Genomic DNA, 16,594 nt, shown 5'->3' with positions numbered 1-16,594 from the left:
AAATGAGAATAGAACTGGAAGAGAAATTTAAGGTAAAAGGCCTGGATGAATTTAAAGAGGCTTATAAGAAAAGCGGCGTTCCGGAGGAACTGCTGGATGAAGAATATATGCAGCTTTCTCAGTTTTACAGATTTTTGCTGAGAGACTATTTCCACAAGCTGGGAGTTTTTGAGGATACCGAGAATAAGATGAATGAGATGGGCATCCTCGAAGTAAAAGAAGATAGGAAGAGTTATTTCCAAAAGACTGATCTTATGGAATACAAATACTTTTTCTTAAGATCCTGCGTCAGAATTGACAGACTGAATGATACTGTTAAAAATGAACTGAAAAATGCTCTTGAGAATCCTGATGACCAGAGACTTTTGGACAGAGCAAGGGATTTTGCTGTTTCTTACCTTCCCGATGTGCTGATGTATGACAAGAATGATGACAGACTCAGCTATGTTCTGTTTCCTTCCATTTACGGAGAAGGCAATGTCAAAGCTAATGAGATAGTTATGGACTTTACCAGTGCAGCAACCTATGATGAGAACGGCAATCTTGTATCCAAGAGCGATGAGGATAATCGAATAATTTTCATGGATGGACAGATTGACAATCTGCAGCAGGCATTTCAGAATAAAACAGGATACAGACTCAGACTTATACTTAACGGCTATTCATAAAACTACAGGGCCCCCGATAAAAGGGGGCTCTTTTTTTATTGTACACATATTTCTTTTCCAGACAGATTGTAAGGAATCACGATTAAATAAGAAATAATCCGATTGACTTTTGCCTTATAAGTTGTTAACTTTGTAGTCAAAAGGTTTTTATATAGGGAGGAATTATGAACAAGACTATCATTACAGTTGTTGGTAAAGACACAGTTGGTATTATTGCAAAGGTTTGCAGTTATCTTGCAGATTCCAAAATCAATATTCTTGATATTTCCCAGACTATCGTCAGTGGCTATTTTAATATGATGATGATCGTAGATATGGCTGGAACTGACAAGGATTTTAATACAGTGGCGGATGATCTTGATGCACTCGGAAAAAAGATCGGTGTTGTGATCAAGTGCCAGAGAGAAGAAATTTTCGACTCCATGCACAGGATTTGATTCGGTGTCATAATTCAGAAAGTGGAGAGGAGATAAACTATGATAAACGTATCTGAGGTCGTTGAGACCAATGAAATGATAGAAAAAGAAAACCTCGATGTCAGGACCATTACCCTTGGCATCAGCCTTTTGGACTGCATCAGCTCTGATCTTGAGGAGCTCAACAAGAAGATCTATGACAAGATTTACAATGCAGCCAAGGATCTTGTAAGAACCGGAGATCAGATATCCAGAGAATTCGGTATTCCCATTGTTAACAAAAGAATTTCGGTGACTCCTATAGCTCTTATCGGCGGCGCAGCCTGCCAGAGCCCTGAGGATTTTGCAAGTATCGCCAAGACTTTGGACAGGGTAGCCCATGATGTGGGAGTTAACTTTATCGGCGGTTATTCAGCCCTTGTAAGTAAGGGTATGACCCAGGCTGACAGACTTCTTATTGAGTCCATTCCACTGGCTCTTTCTTCAACAGAGCTTGTTTGCTCATCAATTAACGTTGGTTCCACCAAGACCGGTATCAACATGGATGCCGTAAGACTTATGGGAACCATTGTTAAAAAGACTGCGGAAGCCACAAAATTAAACGATTCCCTTGGCTGTGCCAAGCTTGTAATATTCTGTAACGCTCCTGATGATAACCCCTTCATGGCAGGTGCTTTCCACGGAGTGACTGAGGCAGATAAGATCATCAACGTCGGTGTTTCAGGCCCCGGTGTTGTTAAGACAGCCCTTGAGAAGGTAAGAGGAGAGAACTTTGAGGTACTTTGTGAGACCATCAAAAAGACAGCCTTCAAGGTAACAAGAGTTGGTCAGCTGGTGGCTCAGGAAGCTTCAAAGAGACTGGGAGTTCCCTTCGGAATCATTGATCTTTCTTTGGCTCCCACACCGGCCATTGGTGACAGCGTAGCAGACATCCTTCATGAGATCGGTGTTGAGCACGCAGGTGCTCCCGGAACCACAGCAGCCCTGGCACTTCTCAATGACCAGGTTAAGAAGGGCGGAGTTATGGCTTCCTCCTATGTAGGCGGTCTCTCCGGTGCCTTTATCCCTGTCAGCGAGGATCAGGGAATGATCAATGCAGTAGAGGCAGGAGCCCTTACTCTTGAAAAGCTTGAGGCTATGACCTGTGTATGCTCTGTAGGTCTTGATATGATAGCAATTCCCGGAGATACAAAGGATACAACAATAGCCGGTATCATCGCAGATGAGATGGCAATCGGAATGATCAATCAGAAGACCACTGCTGTAAGACTTATCCCTGTTATAGGCAAGGGCGTAGGCGAGACGGTTGAGTTCGGAGGACTTTTGGGATATGCTCCCATTATGCCGGTCAATCAGTTCTCCTGTGATAATTTCGTAAACCGCACAGGCCGAATTCCAGCTCCGGTACACAGCTTTAAGAATTAAGTGAAAGCACGAAACTTTATGTTTCGTGCTTTTTTTATGCCTTCATAAAAGATATTGTCGTATATAAGGAGATAAATATGCGGTATAATATATTATGGAGGATCATAAATATGGAACAATCTTTTCTTGAAGTAGTCCTTAGCGCCATAAGCAGTACTGTGGGGGATGAACCTATTGCTGTACAGCTAGTTACTATTGCAATTGCCTTTGCGGTTATACTGGTTATTATGGCTGTATATATTCTGCTGTTCCTGGTTTTCATGAAGCTCAACAAGAGAATATTCAGAAAGATCCGGGCAAAGAAGGGAAACAGTATTACACTGCAGTTCATGGAGAAAGCTGTCTCTGTAGTCCTTGCCATGGTTTTTATCGTAATTCCCCTTGGGGGAGGCAAAATTGCGCAGTCTCTTCTTGGCAGTACTGCAGTTATTGCGGTGGTTGTAGGTCTTGCTGCAAATGAAGTCCTTAAGGACATGTTTGCGGGCCTTGAGATAAGCATTTATAAGCCCTTTGATGTGGGGGACAGAATTATGCTGGAGGATGGAAGAGCAGGTATCATTGAAAAGCTGACCCTTCGCCATGTTGTCATCTGTCTTCTTGATACCACAAGGCTCATTATTCCAAATAATAGAGCCAATTCCATGCATATCATAAATTTTAGCTACGACAACAAAGTTCCAAGGTCTATAGAGGTCAGATATCCCATAAGCTATGGCTCTGATATTGACAAAGCCAAGGAAGTTATAAGGAAGACTATCTGTGAATGTCCCCTTACACTTAATGAAGATAAATACAACCCGGATGATCCAAACAGTAAATCCGTATATTTCCTTAAACTGGAGGAAAGCTCACTTATTATGGGAGCTACCATATATTATCCTCATAACATAAGAACAGAGGTTGTTGTCGACGAAGTTAATACACGAATTTTTAAAGCCCTTGAGGAGAATGGAATAGAGATTCCATATAACTATTTAAATGTGGTGCTTAAGGAGAAGAGCGTATGATATCTTTATTTATAAATGACGGAGTATTTAATTTTCAGGATGTAATCGGGATAATACGATACATTCTGGTGACTATAGGCTACTTTTTTATCTTTAAAAAATGCGGAGTAAGAAAGATATTTGCATTCGTACCTGTGGCAAGAGAGTATAACATTGCCCTCTGTGCCGACAAGGAGAAGGAAGGCCGCACTTATTCTGTTTTGAATGCCATCGGATATGTTATAACCATACTGATGCGGATTTTCGGTGCGTATAATAAGGTGGTTCTGTTTCTGTCAATTCCGATGCTGGGAATTCTGGTGGCTAATTATATCTACATGATCAAGATTTATCTTGGCTTATGTAAGATTTTTAACCGAAGAAAATTATGGCTGCTGGGCTTTGGCTTTTTTGAGGCCCTTACAGTATTTATCTGGGGAGTATCAAAGAGTTTTGTTCCCTCAAAGATATATGAGGATCATAGGAAAAAAGATGCTGCCAAAACCCTGGGACATGACATCGAGGCTATTGATGAAGGCCTTACTGTAAATATTACCGACAGGACTGTTATTGATTTCTTTAAAAAGAAAACTCTGCTCAAGGATATTCATATGACGATACCCAAGGGACATATGGTTCTTCTTCTCGGAGGGTCAGGAGCCGGTAAGACCACATATCTCAATGCTGTGACAGGCTATGAAAAAGCCAATGCCAATATCAAGCTTGACCAAATGGATATCTACAAAGAGTATTCTAAGATGAAGTACAATATCGGCTTTGTTCCTCAGCAGGATCTTGTCAGGGGAAATGATACAGTTTTAAATACGATTACTGATTCAGCACTTATGCGACTTCCCGTGGAAGCCTCAGTCATGGAAAGAGAAAACAGAATAGCCAGAATGCTAGATCAGTTCGGCCTGGAATCAGTAAAGCACAACCTGGTTGAAAAGCTTTCCGGCGGCCAGAGAAAGAGACTTTCCATTGCCATGGAGTTTATCTCCAATCCGGATCTTTTTATCCTGGATGAACCGGATTCCGGTCTTGACGGCGTAGTGGCCAGAAATCTTTTTGTGAGCCTCAGGGATATAGCTGATTCAGGCAAGATTGTTGTGGTAATTACCCATACTCCTGACAGAGTCATAGATCTTTTTGATGATGTGATCGTTCTTGCAAAGGATGCCAACAGGACGGGAAGACTTGCCTGGTATGGACCTGTTAAGGAAGCCTATGAGTTCTTTGGTAAGAATTCCATGGAAGAGATCCTTCTTACCATCAATCAGAAGGATGAGGGTGGAGAAGGCAGAGCCGATGAGTTCGTTGAAAAATACGCTGACAGAATAAAAGAGAAGGTGGGGTGAAGGTTATGGATGACTATCAGTATAAACACAGAGGGCGCTTTGCTCAGACTTTCATCTATCTTGGAAAGCTTTTCAGAATGTTTTTGTTCCAGAATGACTGGAAGGTACTCCCCATGGCAGCTATTATAGCCGGCCTTGTATGCTTCACGGTGGGAGCCAATAACTTTAAGACCATGGAAGGAACGATCATGGGCACCTTTGCCCTGGCCTGTATCTGTGTCTGGAACGGCTTTTTTAACTCCATACAGGTAATATGCAGGGAGAGGGCTATACTGAAAAGAGAGCACAGGGCAGGACTTCATATAAGTGCCTATATTGCTTCCCACATGATATATCAATGTGTTCTCTGTCTTCTTCAGGTGGTTATTTCTGTTTTTGTCTGCCTGTTTATGAAAATGAGTTTGCCGGAACAGAGCCTTGTTACTCCATGGCCCTTAGTGGATTTCGGAATCACAATGTTTCTTGTTACATATGCCGCTGATATGCTGGCGCTTTTGGTATCTGCTTTATCAAGGACAACTACCACAGCCATGACTGTTATGCCTTTTCTTTTGATAGTTCAGCTGCTTTTTTCCGGAGGCTATTTCAGTGTTCCTGAGGATGCCATGTTCATTACCAACCTGACGGCCACCAAGTGGGGGCAAACTGCTCTTTGTGCCCAGGGTGATTACAACTCACTGCCTATGGTCTCTGTTTGGAACAGCGCCCTGAAAATGTCAAACCTGGAGGTGGAGGGTGAAAAGCCCTTGCTGGAAACCTTCAGATATATTGAGGAAAATCAGCTCAGGGATGAGCTTCTTATGAAGTCCGGCGAGCTAAACCAGAAGCAGGAATACAATTTTGACAGCGAAATTGTATTGACCTGCTGGAGGTGGCTTGTATTTTGGATCGTGGTATATGTAGCCCTGGCTATCATTCTTCTGGAATTTATTGATAAGGATAAGAGATAATAACGGATGCTTAAAGAGCTTCACTTTTTCTTTTTTGAAAAAGTGAAGCTTTTTTACTTGCAAATATTTAGATATGCGTTTATTATTTAACTGTGCTAGTAATGTTAGTACACTTAATTCACAGCAACTGTAAACGTGTTTTAGGGTGGGGCGATATGAAACTAATTGATTATCAGGATTCCAGGCCTATCTACGAGCAGATCGTAGAGAATTTCAAATTTCAGATCTACAAGGGCATACTTCAGGCGGATGATCAGATGCCATCTGTCAGGAGCCTGGCTATTGAGCTGTCTACGAATCCCAACACTGTCCAAAAGGCATATGCCGAATTGGAAAGACAAGGCTTTATCTACACTGTCAAGGGAAGGGGCAACTTTGTAAAGGGCAACGATTCCCTTAAGGACAGCAAAAAGGAAGAGCTTATCCAATCCGTATTGGAGCTTCTTAAGGAGGCTGATGACATCGGAATACCAATGGATGAACTAATGACAGAGATAAGGCAGAGAATTGAATCAAAAACAAAAAGGGGAGGCAACGCATGATTGAATTATTAGATCTTGAAAAATCCTTCGACAACATAAAAGCTGTCAATCGTGTAACTCTTAATGTATCTGACGGAGAAGTGTTCGGACTTCTTGGAACCAATGGCGCAGGAAAGAGTACATTGCTCAGGATCCTTTCAGGAGTAATTAAGCCTGATTCGGGAATTGTCCTTGTGGACAACAGACCGGTGTATGACAATCCCGATGTTAAGAAGGATATATTTTATATCTCAGACGATCAGTTCTTTCTTCCAAATTCCACACCGGAGGATATGGCAGACTACTTTGAGGGAATCTATGAGAACTTTGATAAGGAGAGATTCTTCAAATTCTGCGACGGATTTGGTTTGGAAAAGGGCCGAAGGATCAATACTTTTTCCAAGGGTATGAAAAAGCAGGTGTCCATTCTTCTTGGGCTTTGCGCAGGAACCAAGTATATCCTTTGCGACGAGACCTTCGATGGCCTTGATCCGGTGGTGAGACAGGGAGTTAAGAGCCTATTTGCCGCAGATATGGCAGACAGAGGGCTTACACCTGTAATTGCTTCACACAATCTTAGAGAGTTGGAGGATATCTGCGATCACGTGGGACTTCTTCATAAGGGCGGCGTGATTCTTTCCCAGGATATAGCAGATATGAAGCTGCAGATGCAGAAGGTTCAGTGTGTATTTGGCAGTGAGGAGGATGAGAAGAAGGCCCTGGAGGGACTCAAGGTTCTTATCCATGAAAAGAGGGGAAGGCTTCATACGATCACTGTAAGAGGCGACAGAGAAGAGATTGAGACAGCCTTTAAGAGAGGCAATCCTGTTTTCTATGAAGTTCTGGCCCTTTCCCTTGAGGAGATATTTATAAGTGAGACGGAGGTAGTGGGGTATGACATCAAAAAATTTATCCTTGACTGAAAAAATGAAGAACCACAGAAAATACATTTCCAGAACACTTTGGACTTCTTTTATAGCTTTGCCATTGATGGCAGCCTATTACGTTCTGGCACTTATAATGATGCTTTCCAGAGCATCGAACTACGCCAGGATCTATCATCAGACGCCGGATGTTCTTTTTCAGGAAAAACTCCGTGCTGTATCCAGAATAATGGGTATGGACCAGTTAGGATGGGCACTGATAGCTTTCGTTGCATTTATGTTTGCCTTTCAGGGATTCTCATATATGTTCAGCCAGAGTCAGCTTGACTTTTATATGAGCCAGCCCACAACCAGAAGGCAGAGGGTTACCAAGAACATCTTCAATGCGGTATCCACCTTCCTTATCATTTATCTCCTGGTGGAAGTTTTGGGACTTATCGTGGCAGCCTGCTACGGAGCCATAAGCGGACCGCTTCTTTTGATGGTGCTTCTTGAGACCTTAAGAACCATAGTGTTCTTCCTTGCTATATATAACCTGACTGTTCTTGCCATGATGCTCAGCGGAACCATTCCCATGGCAGTTCTTCTTACCATGTTTTTCGGATGCATTTCCGTGGTTTTAGGCGGTGAGCTCTTTGGATATACGAGGTTATTTTTTGACACATGCAGCTACAATGAGGACCTTAATGTAATTGCATCTCCGATATTTGACAGAGCTACTGTTATGTTAAGATTTACAGAGCTGTCTCAGGAGAAGGATTTCCTTCTTAATACTGAATCTGTTATGAGATTTGTGGATGTGAGCTTCTGGCACGACCTGGATACTCTGATCGTTGCAGTAGTGAGCCTTGTTCTTGTGGGAGTTGCCGCAAGGGCAAGAAAGGCTGAGTGGGCAGGAAAGACCATAGTTTACAGACCATTCAGATGGCTTGTAAAGATTGTGGCATCCATAGCTGTAGGCCTGGGAGTTGGATTGCTTGTAAGAGAGATATACACGATTGTCTGGAACGAGAAGCTTTATCTGATCCTGTTTCTTTGCATGATTCTTGCAACTCTGACCAGCTGTGTCATTGCTGAGATAATTCTTTCGGGGGATATCAAGGCTTTTGCCAAGGGAAAAGGTCAGACCGTTATTGCTCTGGCACTTTTATCTCTGGTGTTTGTGATTTTCAAAGGGGACCTTATCGGATATGACAGCTATGTTCCTTCAGAGGGAAGGGTAGAGAGCTGCTGTATCCTTAGTGATTATGACAACGGACTGGCGCTTTATCTGGGGCAGGGTGATTATTTCAATAATTATCAAAAGAATTATATGTTCATCACCAATACCGAAGATTTCCTGAAGCTTGCCAAAATAGGCATGAAGGAAATGAATGAAGCCGGTACCAGGTATCGCAATAATGAGGAGTATGATAAAAACGCCTGGGAATTCAGTATCATGTACAGGCTTAAAAACGGAAGAGAGGTCTACAGAAGGATCATGATTCCGGATGATACTGATCCTGCTCTTATGGACAGTATTTTTGCCAGCAAAGAGTATATTGAAGGCAGCTTCAACTTTTTTAATGATGAGGCCTTCAGAAACGAAGATAAATACAATAAGAAACGTGATCTGACATTTACAAGCTGCAACGGTGCTAAAACAGCCAAGATCGGAAGCTATGACGAGATCAGTGATGCTCTTCGTAAGGACCTTCTTGAAAACTTCGGATATACAAAGCTCCGTGACAAGCTTCCTGTCGGTGAGATTGACTACAGCATCAGCGGCGATAAATATGGAAATTTGAATTTCCGAATTTACGACAGCTATACCAATACCATTGAGCTTCTCAAAAAATATGATATTTATAATTATTCTGAAATCACCGTGGATATGATTGACAGTATAAAGATTGTTAATTATCTTCCGGGAATGGATCCTGAGGAATTTGCAGATGGTGAGGAATGGCCTGATGTTGAGCCTGTTGAAGTCACCTATGAATCCAAAGAGGATATCGAGAGAATTCTTGAAGCATCGGTTATGACGGAGTATTATGGAAAATGGTATGATTATACTAAATTTGATGATACCAAGTACTCGGTTCAGGTAAATTATGACGGTGCACCTGCTGAAGGCTGGTTATCCTATTCATTTTTAAAGGGGAAGATTCCTGAGTTTGTCATCAGGGATACAGATAATTAATTGAAAAAGTTTTGTTTCTTCCAAAAAGACAAACTACATAGACTGGTGAAGGGAAAGCTTACAGCTAACGAGAGAAAGAGCGCTTTATCCTGGCTCTTTCTCCTTCCTTCGCTACTGGGCGTATTCCTGTTCTTTGTGGCCCCATTTTTTGTGGTTATTTATTATTCTGTGATAAATAATCCCATACAGATGGAATTTGTGGGCTTCAGGAACTATGTTAACGTATGGAACAATGCAGCCTTCAGGCTTGCGGGCTTAAACACCTTTAAGTTTTCTTTTGTGGCTGTTCCGCTGGCGGTGTTGCTTTCACTGTTTCTGGCGGCTGTTATGGAATCCAGGATTCCCTTTAAGAGCTATTTCAGGTCCTTCTTTTTAAGCCCTCTTATGGTTCCCACGGCTTCTGTGGTACTTATCTGGCAGGTTATGTTCCACCAGAACGGTATCGTGAACAATGCACTTCAGGTATTCGGTGGCGGGCGCATTGACTGGCTAAAATCCGATTATGCACAGGTTGTTATCGTGGCGCTGTTTCTATGGAAAAACCTGGGCTATAACATGATCCTCTTTATGGCAGCCCTGGCCAGCATCCCCAAGGATCTTTTGGAGGTTGCGGCTCTGGAAAATGCCAATAAATTCCAGGTTTTCTGGATGATCAAGTTAAGATATCTTTCTTCCACAATACTTTTTGTGACTATCATGTCTCTTATCAATTCCTTCAAGGTATTCAGGGAAGTATATCTTATGACGGGAGATTATCCCTATGATCCGCTGTATATGCTGCAGCATTTTATGAACAACACCTTTACGTCACTGGATTATCAAAAGCTTTCTTCTGCCGCGATCATAATGTTTATCGTGGTTACAGGGCTGGTATTTATCATGTACAGTATCGAGAACAGATACGGCAAGGATGTGGAAGGATAAGCTTTTGATATGAGAAAGAATGACAGATATATTTTAAGAATTCGAAAACGAAAAAAGAGAATAAACAGTTTAAAGACAGCCCTTGTTACCATGGCAGCTCTATTCTTTGCCGTTTTGTTCCTTACTCCGATAATTTTGACCATCACCAATTCCTTTATGTCCTCGTCGGAGATAAGCGCCAATTACGGAAGTGTTTTTGCCACCACTGCCAAGGGCGGTAAGGTCTTTGTTTCCAAGACCGTGAATCTTAAGTTTATTCCGGATATGGTTACCTTTTACCAGTATTACACAGTGCTGTTTAAGAGCCCGGAATACCTGTTCAAGTTTTGGAATTCAATTATTTACGCTGTTCCCATAGTTGTGATGCAACTGGGAATTGCAACGCTGGCTTCATATGGTTTCGCCAGATACGACGGAAAGCTAAAAAGAGTAATCTTTTTTTCATATATCATAATGATGCTTATGCCATATCAGGTAACACTGGTGCCCAATTTCCTGGTTGCGAAGTCCTTGGGGATCTTCGGAACGAGATGGGCTATATGGCTGCCGGGATTCTTTTCTCCCTTTGCGGTTTATCTTTTGACTAAGTTCATGAAAAGGATTCCCACAGAGGTTATTGAAGCGGCGGAGATTGACGGTGCCAGCGAGTGGTACATCTTTTCCAGAGTTAACCTGCCACTGTGTAAAGGGGGCATAGCTTCAATAGCGATACTGGTATTTTTCGATTACTGGAACATGGTTGAACAGCCTCTGATCCTTCTTCCGGATTCAGGACTTCATCCGCTTTCGGTATTTTTATCCAAGATTAATACAGGGGAAATTAGTCTTGCTTTTGCAGTAGCAGTAATTTATCTGGTTCCGCCGTTGATGATATTCTTATACGGCGAGGACTATCTGGTGGAGGGAATCTCCTACCAGGGAGGAATAAAGGGATAAGAGGGAGTAGTTATGTCAGATTTTTTTGATGAAAAGAATGAATTGGACGGAGAGTTCACCGAGGAACAGCTTTCGGAGAAAAAGCCTTCAAAGGACGGGAAAAGAGACAGAAAGGACACCATAAAGAACATCACAATCGCATTTTTGTCGGTGATGCTGGTGCTCACTCTTTTTTCCAATACGATCATGAACTTTTCGCTTCCGCAGGTTGCAACCCAGATGATTGAAAGTGGCTCCATCAGCCCTCAGGTAAGAGGTTCAGGAACCGTGAGCGCTGAGGATCCTTACAATGTTACTGTTAAGGAGACCAGAAAAATCTCCGGTGTTGCCGTTAAAGAAGGCGCCCACGTGGAAATTGGAGATGTCATCTATTATCTTGAGGATAAGGAATCAGATGAGCTCAAGGAAGCTAAGGAGGCCCTTCAGACTCTGGAGCTTTCTTATGAGCAGTCTCTTTTTTCAGGAGATGTTCCTGACAATGTTATAACCAATGTAAGAAACGGCAAAAAGACAACCTATGACAGCTATCAGGCTGAGCTTAGGGCTGCCGATGCCAAATATGATGCGGCAAAAGCTGCCGATGAAGCAGCTCAGGCTGAGATCGACTTCCTTACACAGACAGCTGCTTATGATGCTGCCGGCAATTCCTATAATGCGGCTACTCCCGCATATACCACCGCTCAGGCAGAGTATGACCTGACTGTTGCCCAGCAGAACGGGGATCAGGAAAAAATAGAAGAGCTGGAGAGATTTATCGCATCCAACAACAAGGATACCTCTCAGCTTACCAATTACGGAACTCAACAGGGACTCAGCTATTCTCAGAAACTTGCCACAGCTACTCAGAAAAAGAACAAAACAGCTCAGGAGCTTGTGGTGGCTGAAAGAGAAAAAACAGAGCTTTTGAAGAGCATTAACACAGAAATAAGTCTTTGCCAGGCAAGGGATAAGATCACAGAGCAGAAGGAAAAAATAGCCAAGCTTGAGGAAGCTTCCGTTGGAGCCTCAGTTAAGGCTCCTGTTGCAGGAACGATTTCTTCCGTATCCAAGGTTGCCGGAGAGTCCACCTCAGCAGATGAGACCATTGCTGTTATCCAGGTTGACGGCAAGGACATGACCACCAGCTTTTCTGTTACCAATGCTCAGGCTCAGAAGCTCAAGGTTGGTGATGCTGCGCTTCCTCAGAACGCATGGCAGTTCGGTTCTGACTTTAAGGCTACACTTACCGGCATCAGAAATGATAAGTCGGATCCTTCCAACAGAAAGCTCCTCACTTTCAAGATTGAGAGCCAGGATGTTACACCGGGGCAGAATATTTCCCTGACAATCGGCGAGAGAGCTGTGGACTATGACATGATAGTTCCCAACAGCGCTATCAAGACAGATATCAACGGCAAATTTGTTCTTATTGTTGTAAGTAAGTCCAGTCCTTTGGGCAACAGATATGTGGCATCAAGAGTCGATGTTTCCGTTATGGCTCAGGATGATAAGAACACCGCTATCAACGGCGCTCTTGACGGTTATGAATACGTTATAACCACAGCTACTCAGGAAATCAAATCAGGAGATCAGGTGAGGCTTTCCGACGGATAATGAAGCTATTTAATCATGAAATTAAAATAGATAAACAGAATATTTTATCGGCTCTCAGGACCTTTTTTGCCAACAAAAAGAGAAACATCATTTTGATAATCCTGGTATCTCTTTTTGTGATAAATCTCATTCTTGGGGCAGTGGCAAATCACATCACTTCACTTATGCCTGAAATGGCAGGAGCGGACAGATGGTCCACAGAGCATCGCATGGCTCAGGTCAGTCTGTTTTTTACCGAGGATCAGATGGTTGAAACCGAGGGCATCAAGAGGCTCGAGTACAACATCGAGAAAAAGCTAAACGATGCCGGTGTTACAGTGGAGACCTATCTTGATATAGATCCGGAGGAGCTTTCTGCTAAACAGAAGGTTGTGGAGACCATTAAGATCGAAGATATGGGAAATGAACAGGAACCTGTAGAAAAAGTTCCAACTATTTCAGATCTTTATGCCAGTTGCTACAGTGCTCAGGGCATAGTTTCCATCAGCTTTGAGGATAGAACTGCTGAAAATATCAGTGCCATCGGTGTCGGAGGTGATTTTTTCATAATTCATCCCCTGACTCTGGTGAACGGTACATATTTCAGCGACGATAACCTTATGCGAGACGGAATAGTCATTGATGAGGACCTGGCATGGCAGCTCTTTGGCTCCAGCAATATTGTGGGAGAAATGGTTACCATCGGCGGAGTACCTCATTACATTACAGGAGTCATTCACAAGGACAGAGGAAGGATCAGGAAGGCTGCAGGACTTAACGTCAGCTATGTTTATCTTTCCTATGATTCCCTTGCTAGATACGGAGATATACTTAGCGGCAAGACTGCTACCCAGGAGGTGTCCGAGGAGGGTGATACCATGCTTACGGGAGGCATTAATTGCTACGAAGCCATAATGCCCAATCCCGTTGACGGAATTGCTGCCAAGATCGTGAAGGAAAGCGCCGGTGTTGATGACAGATATATAAGTGTCATTGATAATACCGCCAGATTTTCATTCTTTTCAATTTTGAAGGTAATTAGAGAGTTCGGTACAAGAAGTATGTGGGGGAAGCCCATTTTTTACCCCTATTGGGAAAACACTGCCAGAGGATGGGAGGATGTACTGGCGCTGCTTTTGTTTTTCAGGCTTATTTGTATCGGCATAATTGTTATAAGTATTACTGTCTGGATCGTTCATCTCTATAGAAACAAGAAATGGACTGCCAGAGGAGTACTGCAGTACATACTTGATAAAAAGTATGATTTCGAATCGAGGAGGAAATATAATGAGAAGGAAAAGGAGCTTTTATAAAAAGAGCATTAGTACTGTTCTGATTTTTTCAATGATCTGTGGTCTAATGACCGGTTGCGGCAAGAATAAGAATACAGATGATGACAGCATTCTGAGCGAAGCCAGTAAGGCATCCAAGGATTATGTGTTTAAGGCAGAAACTATGGATGTGGGAATAGGTGATCATGCTGATATAAGAAATGTCTATCTTGTGGGTGACAGAGTTTATGTTTCTGCATACACATATTCTGATAACTCTTATATTGTTTGTTCATTTAATACTGACGGCAGTGATGTTCAGAAGTTTTCTTTGTCTCAGTCAGATAACGAGAGCTACGGCGATCTTGCCTTTGATGATAACGGAGATATTTACATTCTCTATTCTAAATATTTCTGGGATGAGGAAACGGAATATATAGAAGAGGATGAGGAACAGGCGGAGTCCAACGAGGATGAAAGCGCTGAAGAAGCATCTGAAGAAGATGGAGAGGAAGAAACTACTGAAACAGAAGCAGAAACTGGAACAGCAGCAGAGGAAAAGATTCTGGTAGATGACTCTTCCATAATAGGACCTGCCTATGATTCGGAGGATCAGGCTTATCTTGTAAAATTTGATAAAAACGGTAATAAGCAGGATATGATAAGCCTTAAGGAATACATGGCTGATGGTTATTTTTCATCTGGCGGCATGGTGAATATTAATGGAACTATAGTTATCAGCAGTAATTTCGGTCTTATAGCATATACAAAGGATGCCGGTTTAAAGCCCATTCTTGAGATGGAATCAGATGATAACGAGCTTAAGGGAAAGAGTCTTGAACTGGTTCCTGGTTCAGATGGTAAGCTTTACGTTTCATATTATTCCGATGATGACGGAAAGCAGATCAGAGAATTTGATATAGACACCAAGAAATTTGGAGAACCTGTTTCAGTGGGGCTTAAGAGTTATGTGGACAGTTCATTTCTTCCCGGAAATGGTTATACTTTCTACCTTTCCACTGATGAATCAATCTTTGGCTTTGATGTTGCGAAAAATGAAAAGGTAAAGCTGTTGAATTATATTGACTCTGATATTCAGGTCAGCTACAGCATTAGCAATATGGTGGCCCTGAGTGATAAGGAGTTCATAGCTGTTTTGCCTGATGAAGATTATAACTACCATCTGGAGAGACTCACCAAGGTTCCGGCCAGTGAGGTTAAGGATAAAAAGATCATTACCCTTGGGGGCTATTATGTTGACTATTCAGTAAGAACCGCGGCTGTTAACTTTAATAAGAACAGTGATGAATATAAGATCAAAATCGTTGATTATTCATCCTATGATTCAGAAGATGACTATGGTGCCGGTTCTACCAGATTCAATCTTGATATTGCTTCAGGAAATGTGCCTGATATCATGCTCTTTGGTGTTGAAAATCCGGTAGACAGCTATATAAACAAAGGATTGTTCCTTGATCTTACGGATTATTTTGCTAAGGATCCCGATATATCAGAAGAGGATCTGCTTCCAAATGTTGTTGAGGCCTGCAAGACCAACGGAAAGCTTTATAAGATCATTCCTTCATTTTTTGTTACTTCTGTTATTACGAAGACAAAGTATCTCGAAGGAAAAGAAACATTAAGCTTTAAGGACTGTGAGAAGCTGATAAAGGATTCCGGTGCTGATAAGCAATGGGCATTCGGTATGCAGACAAGAAATGGATTTTTAGAGACAGGACTTGCTCTTTCAGGAAATAAGTATATCGACTGGGAAAACAAGAAATGTAACTTTAACAGTGATTCTTTCATTGAGTTTCTTGAATATGCAGCAAATTTGAAAGAAGACTTCAAAGATGAAGACTATGACTATTACAAAGAGAGCTTCTACAGAAACGGAAAAGCTCTTTTCCATGTGGCATATGTTCAGGAGTTCAGATACTACAAGAGATACAAACAGGCTATTTTCGGAGATGATATAAGCTTTATCGGATTCCCTAATGATATGGGAGTTAACTGCTCAGTTCTTTTTCCTGAAATGACCATCGCCATCAGTGCCCGCAGCGCCAATAAGGACGGAGCCTGGAGCTTTGTTAAGACTCTTTTTTCTGAGGAAGCGCAGAACAAGATTGAGTATAATTTCCCTGTAAGAAAGTCGTCTTTTGAAAGACTGGCACAGGAAGCCACTAAGAAGCCTTATTGGATGGACGGAGACAAGAAAGAGGAGTATGACGATACCTACTATCTTGATGACCAGGAAATCATTGTAGATCCTCTTACTCAGGAAGAGTTGAAAGAACTTGAAGATTTTATTGGTTCAGTTACACTTATTTATTCTGAGAACAGCAATATAAACGCGATCATAGAAGAGGAGGCATCGGCCTTCTTCAGCGGACAGAAGAGTGCCCAAGAGGTTGCAGATATTATTCAGAGCAGACTGACTATTTATGTAAATGAAAACAGCTGATAAGAAAAAGCCTGAAAGCATCACGCTTTCAGGCTTT

At 42.2% G+C, this 16,594-nt stretch carries 14 protein-coding genes; all 14 read left to right on the top strand.

What is annotated here, in order from left to right:
* The first annotated feature begins 2 nt into the window (after positions 1-2).
* The 14 genes from T359_RS0101875 to T359_RS0101810 all read left to right on the top strand — a co-directional run bounded on the left by T359_RS0101875 (position 3) and on the right by T359_RS0101810 (position 16,557).
* On the top strand, positions 3-668 hold the full coding sequence (locus T359_RS0101875; protein ID WP_026516005.1) for a hypothetical protein: 666 nt from the start codon (positions 3-5) through the stop codon (positions 666-668).
* Between the two features lie 164 nt (positions 669-832).
* Positions 833-1,105 carry an ACT domain-containing protein gene (locus T359_RS0101870; protein ID WP_026516004.1) on the top strand — a complete coding sequence of 91 codons (273 nt, stop codon included), beginning with the start codon at positions 833-835 and terminating at the stop codon, positions 1,103-1,105.
* A gap of 39 nt (positions 1,106-1,144) precedes the next feature.
* Complete coding sequence (locus tag T359_RS0101865; RefSeq protein WP_026516003.1) at positions 1,145-2,509, top strand: PFL family protein; 1,365 nt, start codon at positions 1,145-1,147, stop codon at positions 2,507-2,509.
* 110 nt (positions 2,510-2,619) lie between these two features.
* Complete coding sequence (locus T359_RS0101860; protein WP_026516002.1) at positions 2,620-3,516, top strand: mechanosensitive ion channel family protein; 897 nt, start codon at positions 2,620-2,622, stop codon at positions 3,514-3,516.
* Complete coding sequence (locus T359_RS0101855) at positions 3,513-4,853, top strand: ATP-binding cassette domain-containing protein (RefSeq protein ID WP_081795301.1); 1,341 nt, start codon at positions 3,513-3,515, stop codon at positions 4,851-4,853. The genes T359_RS0101860 and T359_RS0101855 overlap by 4 nt, the downstream gene beginning before the upstream one ends.
* 5 nt (positions 4,854-4,858) lie before the next feature.
* Positions 4,859-5,803, top strand: a complete 945-nt coding sequence (locus T359_RS0101850) for an ABC transporter permease (protein WP_026516000.1) — start codon at positions 4,859-4,861, stop codon at positions 5,801-5,803.
* Between the two features lie 155 nt (positions 5,804-5,958).
* The gene (locus T359_RS0101845) at positions 5,959-6,345 is read left to right on the top strand and encodes a GntR family transcriptional regulator (protein ID WP_026515999.1); all 387 of its coding nucleotides are present in this window, start codon (positions 5,959-5,961) and stop codon (positions 6,343-6,345) included.
* Complete coding sequence (locus T359_RS0101840; protein WP_026515998.1) at positions 6,342-7,247, top strand: ABC transporter ATP-binding protein; 906 nt, start codon at positions 6,342-6,344, stop codon at positions 7,245-7,247. Before T359_RS0101845 ends, T359_RS0101840 begins: the two co-directional genes overlap by 4 nt.
* A complete protein-coding gene (locus tag T359_RS0101835; RefSeq protein WP_026515997.1) occupies positions 7,219-9,390 on the top strand; it encodes a hypothetical protein in 2,172 nt (723 codons plus the stop codon). Before T359_RS0101840 ends, T359_RS0101835 begins: the two co-directional genes overlap by 29 nt.
* Positions 9,391-10,314, top strand: a complete 924-nt coding sequence (locus T359_RS0101830; protein WP_081795300.1) for a carbohydrate ABC transporter permease — start codon at positions 9,391-9,393, stop codon at positions 10,312-10,314. It abuts the gene before it with no gap.
* A 9-nt stretch (positions 10,315-10,323) separates the two neighbouring features.
* Positions 10,324-11,250 carry a carbohydrate ABC transporter permease gene (locus T359_RS0101825; RefSeq protein ID WP_035783458.1) on the top strand — a complete coding sequence of 309 codons (927 nt, stop codon included), beginning with the start codon at positions 10,324-10,326 and terminating at the stop codon, positions 11,248-11,250.
* A gap of 12 nt (positions 11,251-11,262) precedes the next feature.
* A complete protein-coding gene (locus tag T359_RS0101820) occupies positions 11,263-12,843 on the top strand; it encodes an HlyD family efflux transporter periplasmic adaptor subunit (RefSeq protein WP_026515994.1) in 1,581 nt (526 codons plus the stop codon).
* Positions 12,843-14,135 (top strand): ABC transporter permease, encoded by a 1,293-nt coding sequence (locus T359_RS0101815; protein ID WP_026515993.1) that lies wholly within the window; start codon positions 12,843-12,845, stop codon positions 14,133-14,135. Before T359_RS0101820 ends, T359_RS0101815 begins: the two co-directional genes overlap by 1 nt.
* Positions 14,110-16,557, top strand: coding sequence for an ABC transporter substrate-binding protein (locus T359_RS0101810; RefSeq protein ID WP_026515992.1), 2,448 nt, complete (start codon positions 14,110-14,112; stop codon positions 16,555-16,557). The genes T359_RS0101815 and T359_RS0101810 overlap by 26 nt, the downstream gene beginning before the upstream one ends.
* The last annotated feature ends 37 nt before the right edge of the window (positions 16,558-16,594 follow it).

The organism is Butyrivibrio sp. MC2021 (assembly GCF_000621605.1).
Taxonomy (GTDB): domain Bacteria; phylum Bacillota; class Clostridia; order Lachnospirales; family Lachnospiraceae; genus Butyrivibrio.
Note: the sequence above shows the minus strand (reverse complement) of the source record. Positions and strands in the feature narration are given on the sequence as shown.

Excerpts from the sequence above, each read along its gene's own strand:
- T359_RS0101815 (WP_026515993.1), top strand. The coding sequence starts at position 12,843 with ATGAAGCTATTTAATCATGAAATTAAAATAGATAAACAGAATATTTTA.
- T359_RS0101820 (WP_026515994.1), top strand. The coding sequence starts at position 11,263 with ATGTCAGATTTTTTTGATGAAAAGAATGAATTGGACGGAGAGTTCACC.
- T359_RS0101840 (WP_026515998.1), top strand. The coding sequence starts at position 6,342 with ATGATTGAATTATTAGATCTTGAAAAATCCTTCGACAACATAAAAGCT.
- T359_RS0101845 (WP_026515999.1), top strand. The coding sequence starts at position 5,959 with ATGAAACTAATTGATTATCAGGATTCCAGGCCTATCTACGAGCAGATC.
- T359_RS0101850 (WP_026516000.1), top strand. The coding sequence starts at position 4,859 with ATGGATGACTATCAGTATAAACACAGAGGGCGCTTTGCTCAGACTTTC.
- T359_RS0101855 (WP_081795301.1), top strand. The coding sequence starts at position 3,513 with ATGATATCTTTATTTATAAATGACGGAGTATTTAATTTTCAGGATGTA.
- T359_RS0101865 (WP_026516003.1), top strand. The coding sequence starts at position 1,145 with ATGATAAACGTATCTGAGGTCGTTGAGACCAATGAAATGATAGAAAAA.
- T359_RS0101825 (WP_035783458.1), top strand. The coding sequence starts at position 10,324 with ATGAGAAAGAATGACAGATATATTTTAAGAATTCGAAAACGAAAAAAG.
- T359_RS0101870 (WP_026516004.1), top strand. The coding sequence starts at position 833 with ATGAACAAGACTATCATTACAGTTGTTGGTAAAGACACAGTTGGTATT.
- T359_RS0101810 (WP_026515992.1), top strand. The coding sequence starts at position 14,110 with ATGAGAAGGAAAAGGAGCTTTTATAAAAAGAGCATTAGTACTGTTCTG.
- T359_RS0101835 (WP_026515997.1), top strand. The coding sequence starts at position 7,219 with ATGACATCAAAAAATTTATCCTTGACTGAAAAAATGAAGAACCACAGA.
- T359_RS0101875 (WP_026516005.1), top strand. The coding sequence starts at position 3 with ATGAGAATAGAACTGGAAGAGAAATTTAAGGTAAAAGGCCTGGATGAA.
- T359_RS0101860 (WP_026516002.1), top strand. The coding sequence starts at position 2,620 with ATGGAACAATCTTTTCTTGAAGTAGTCCTTAGCGCCATAAGCAGTACT.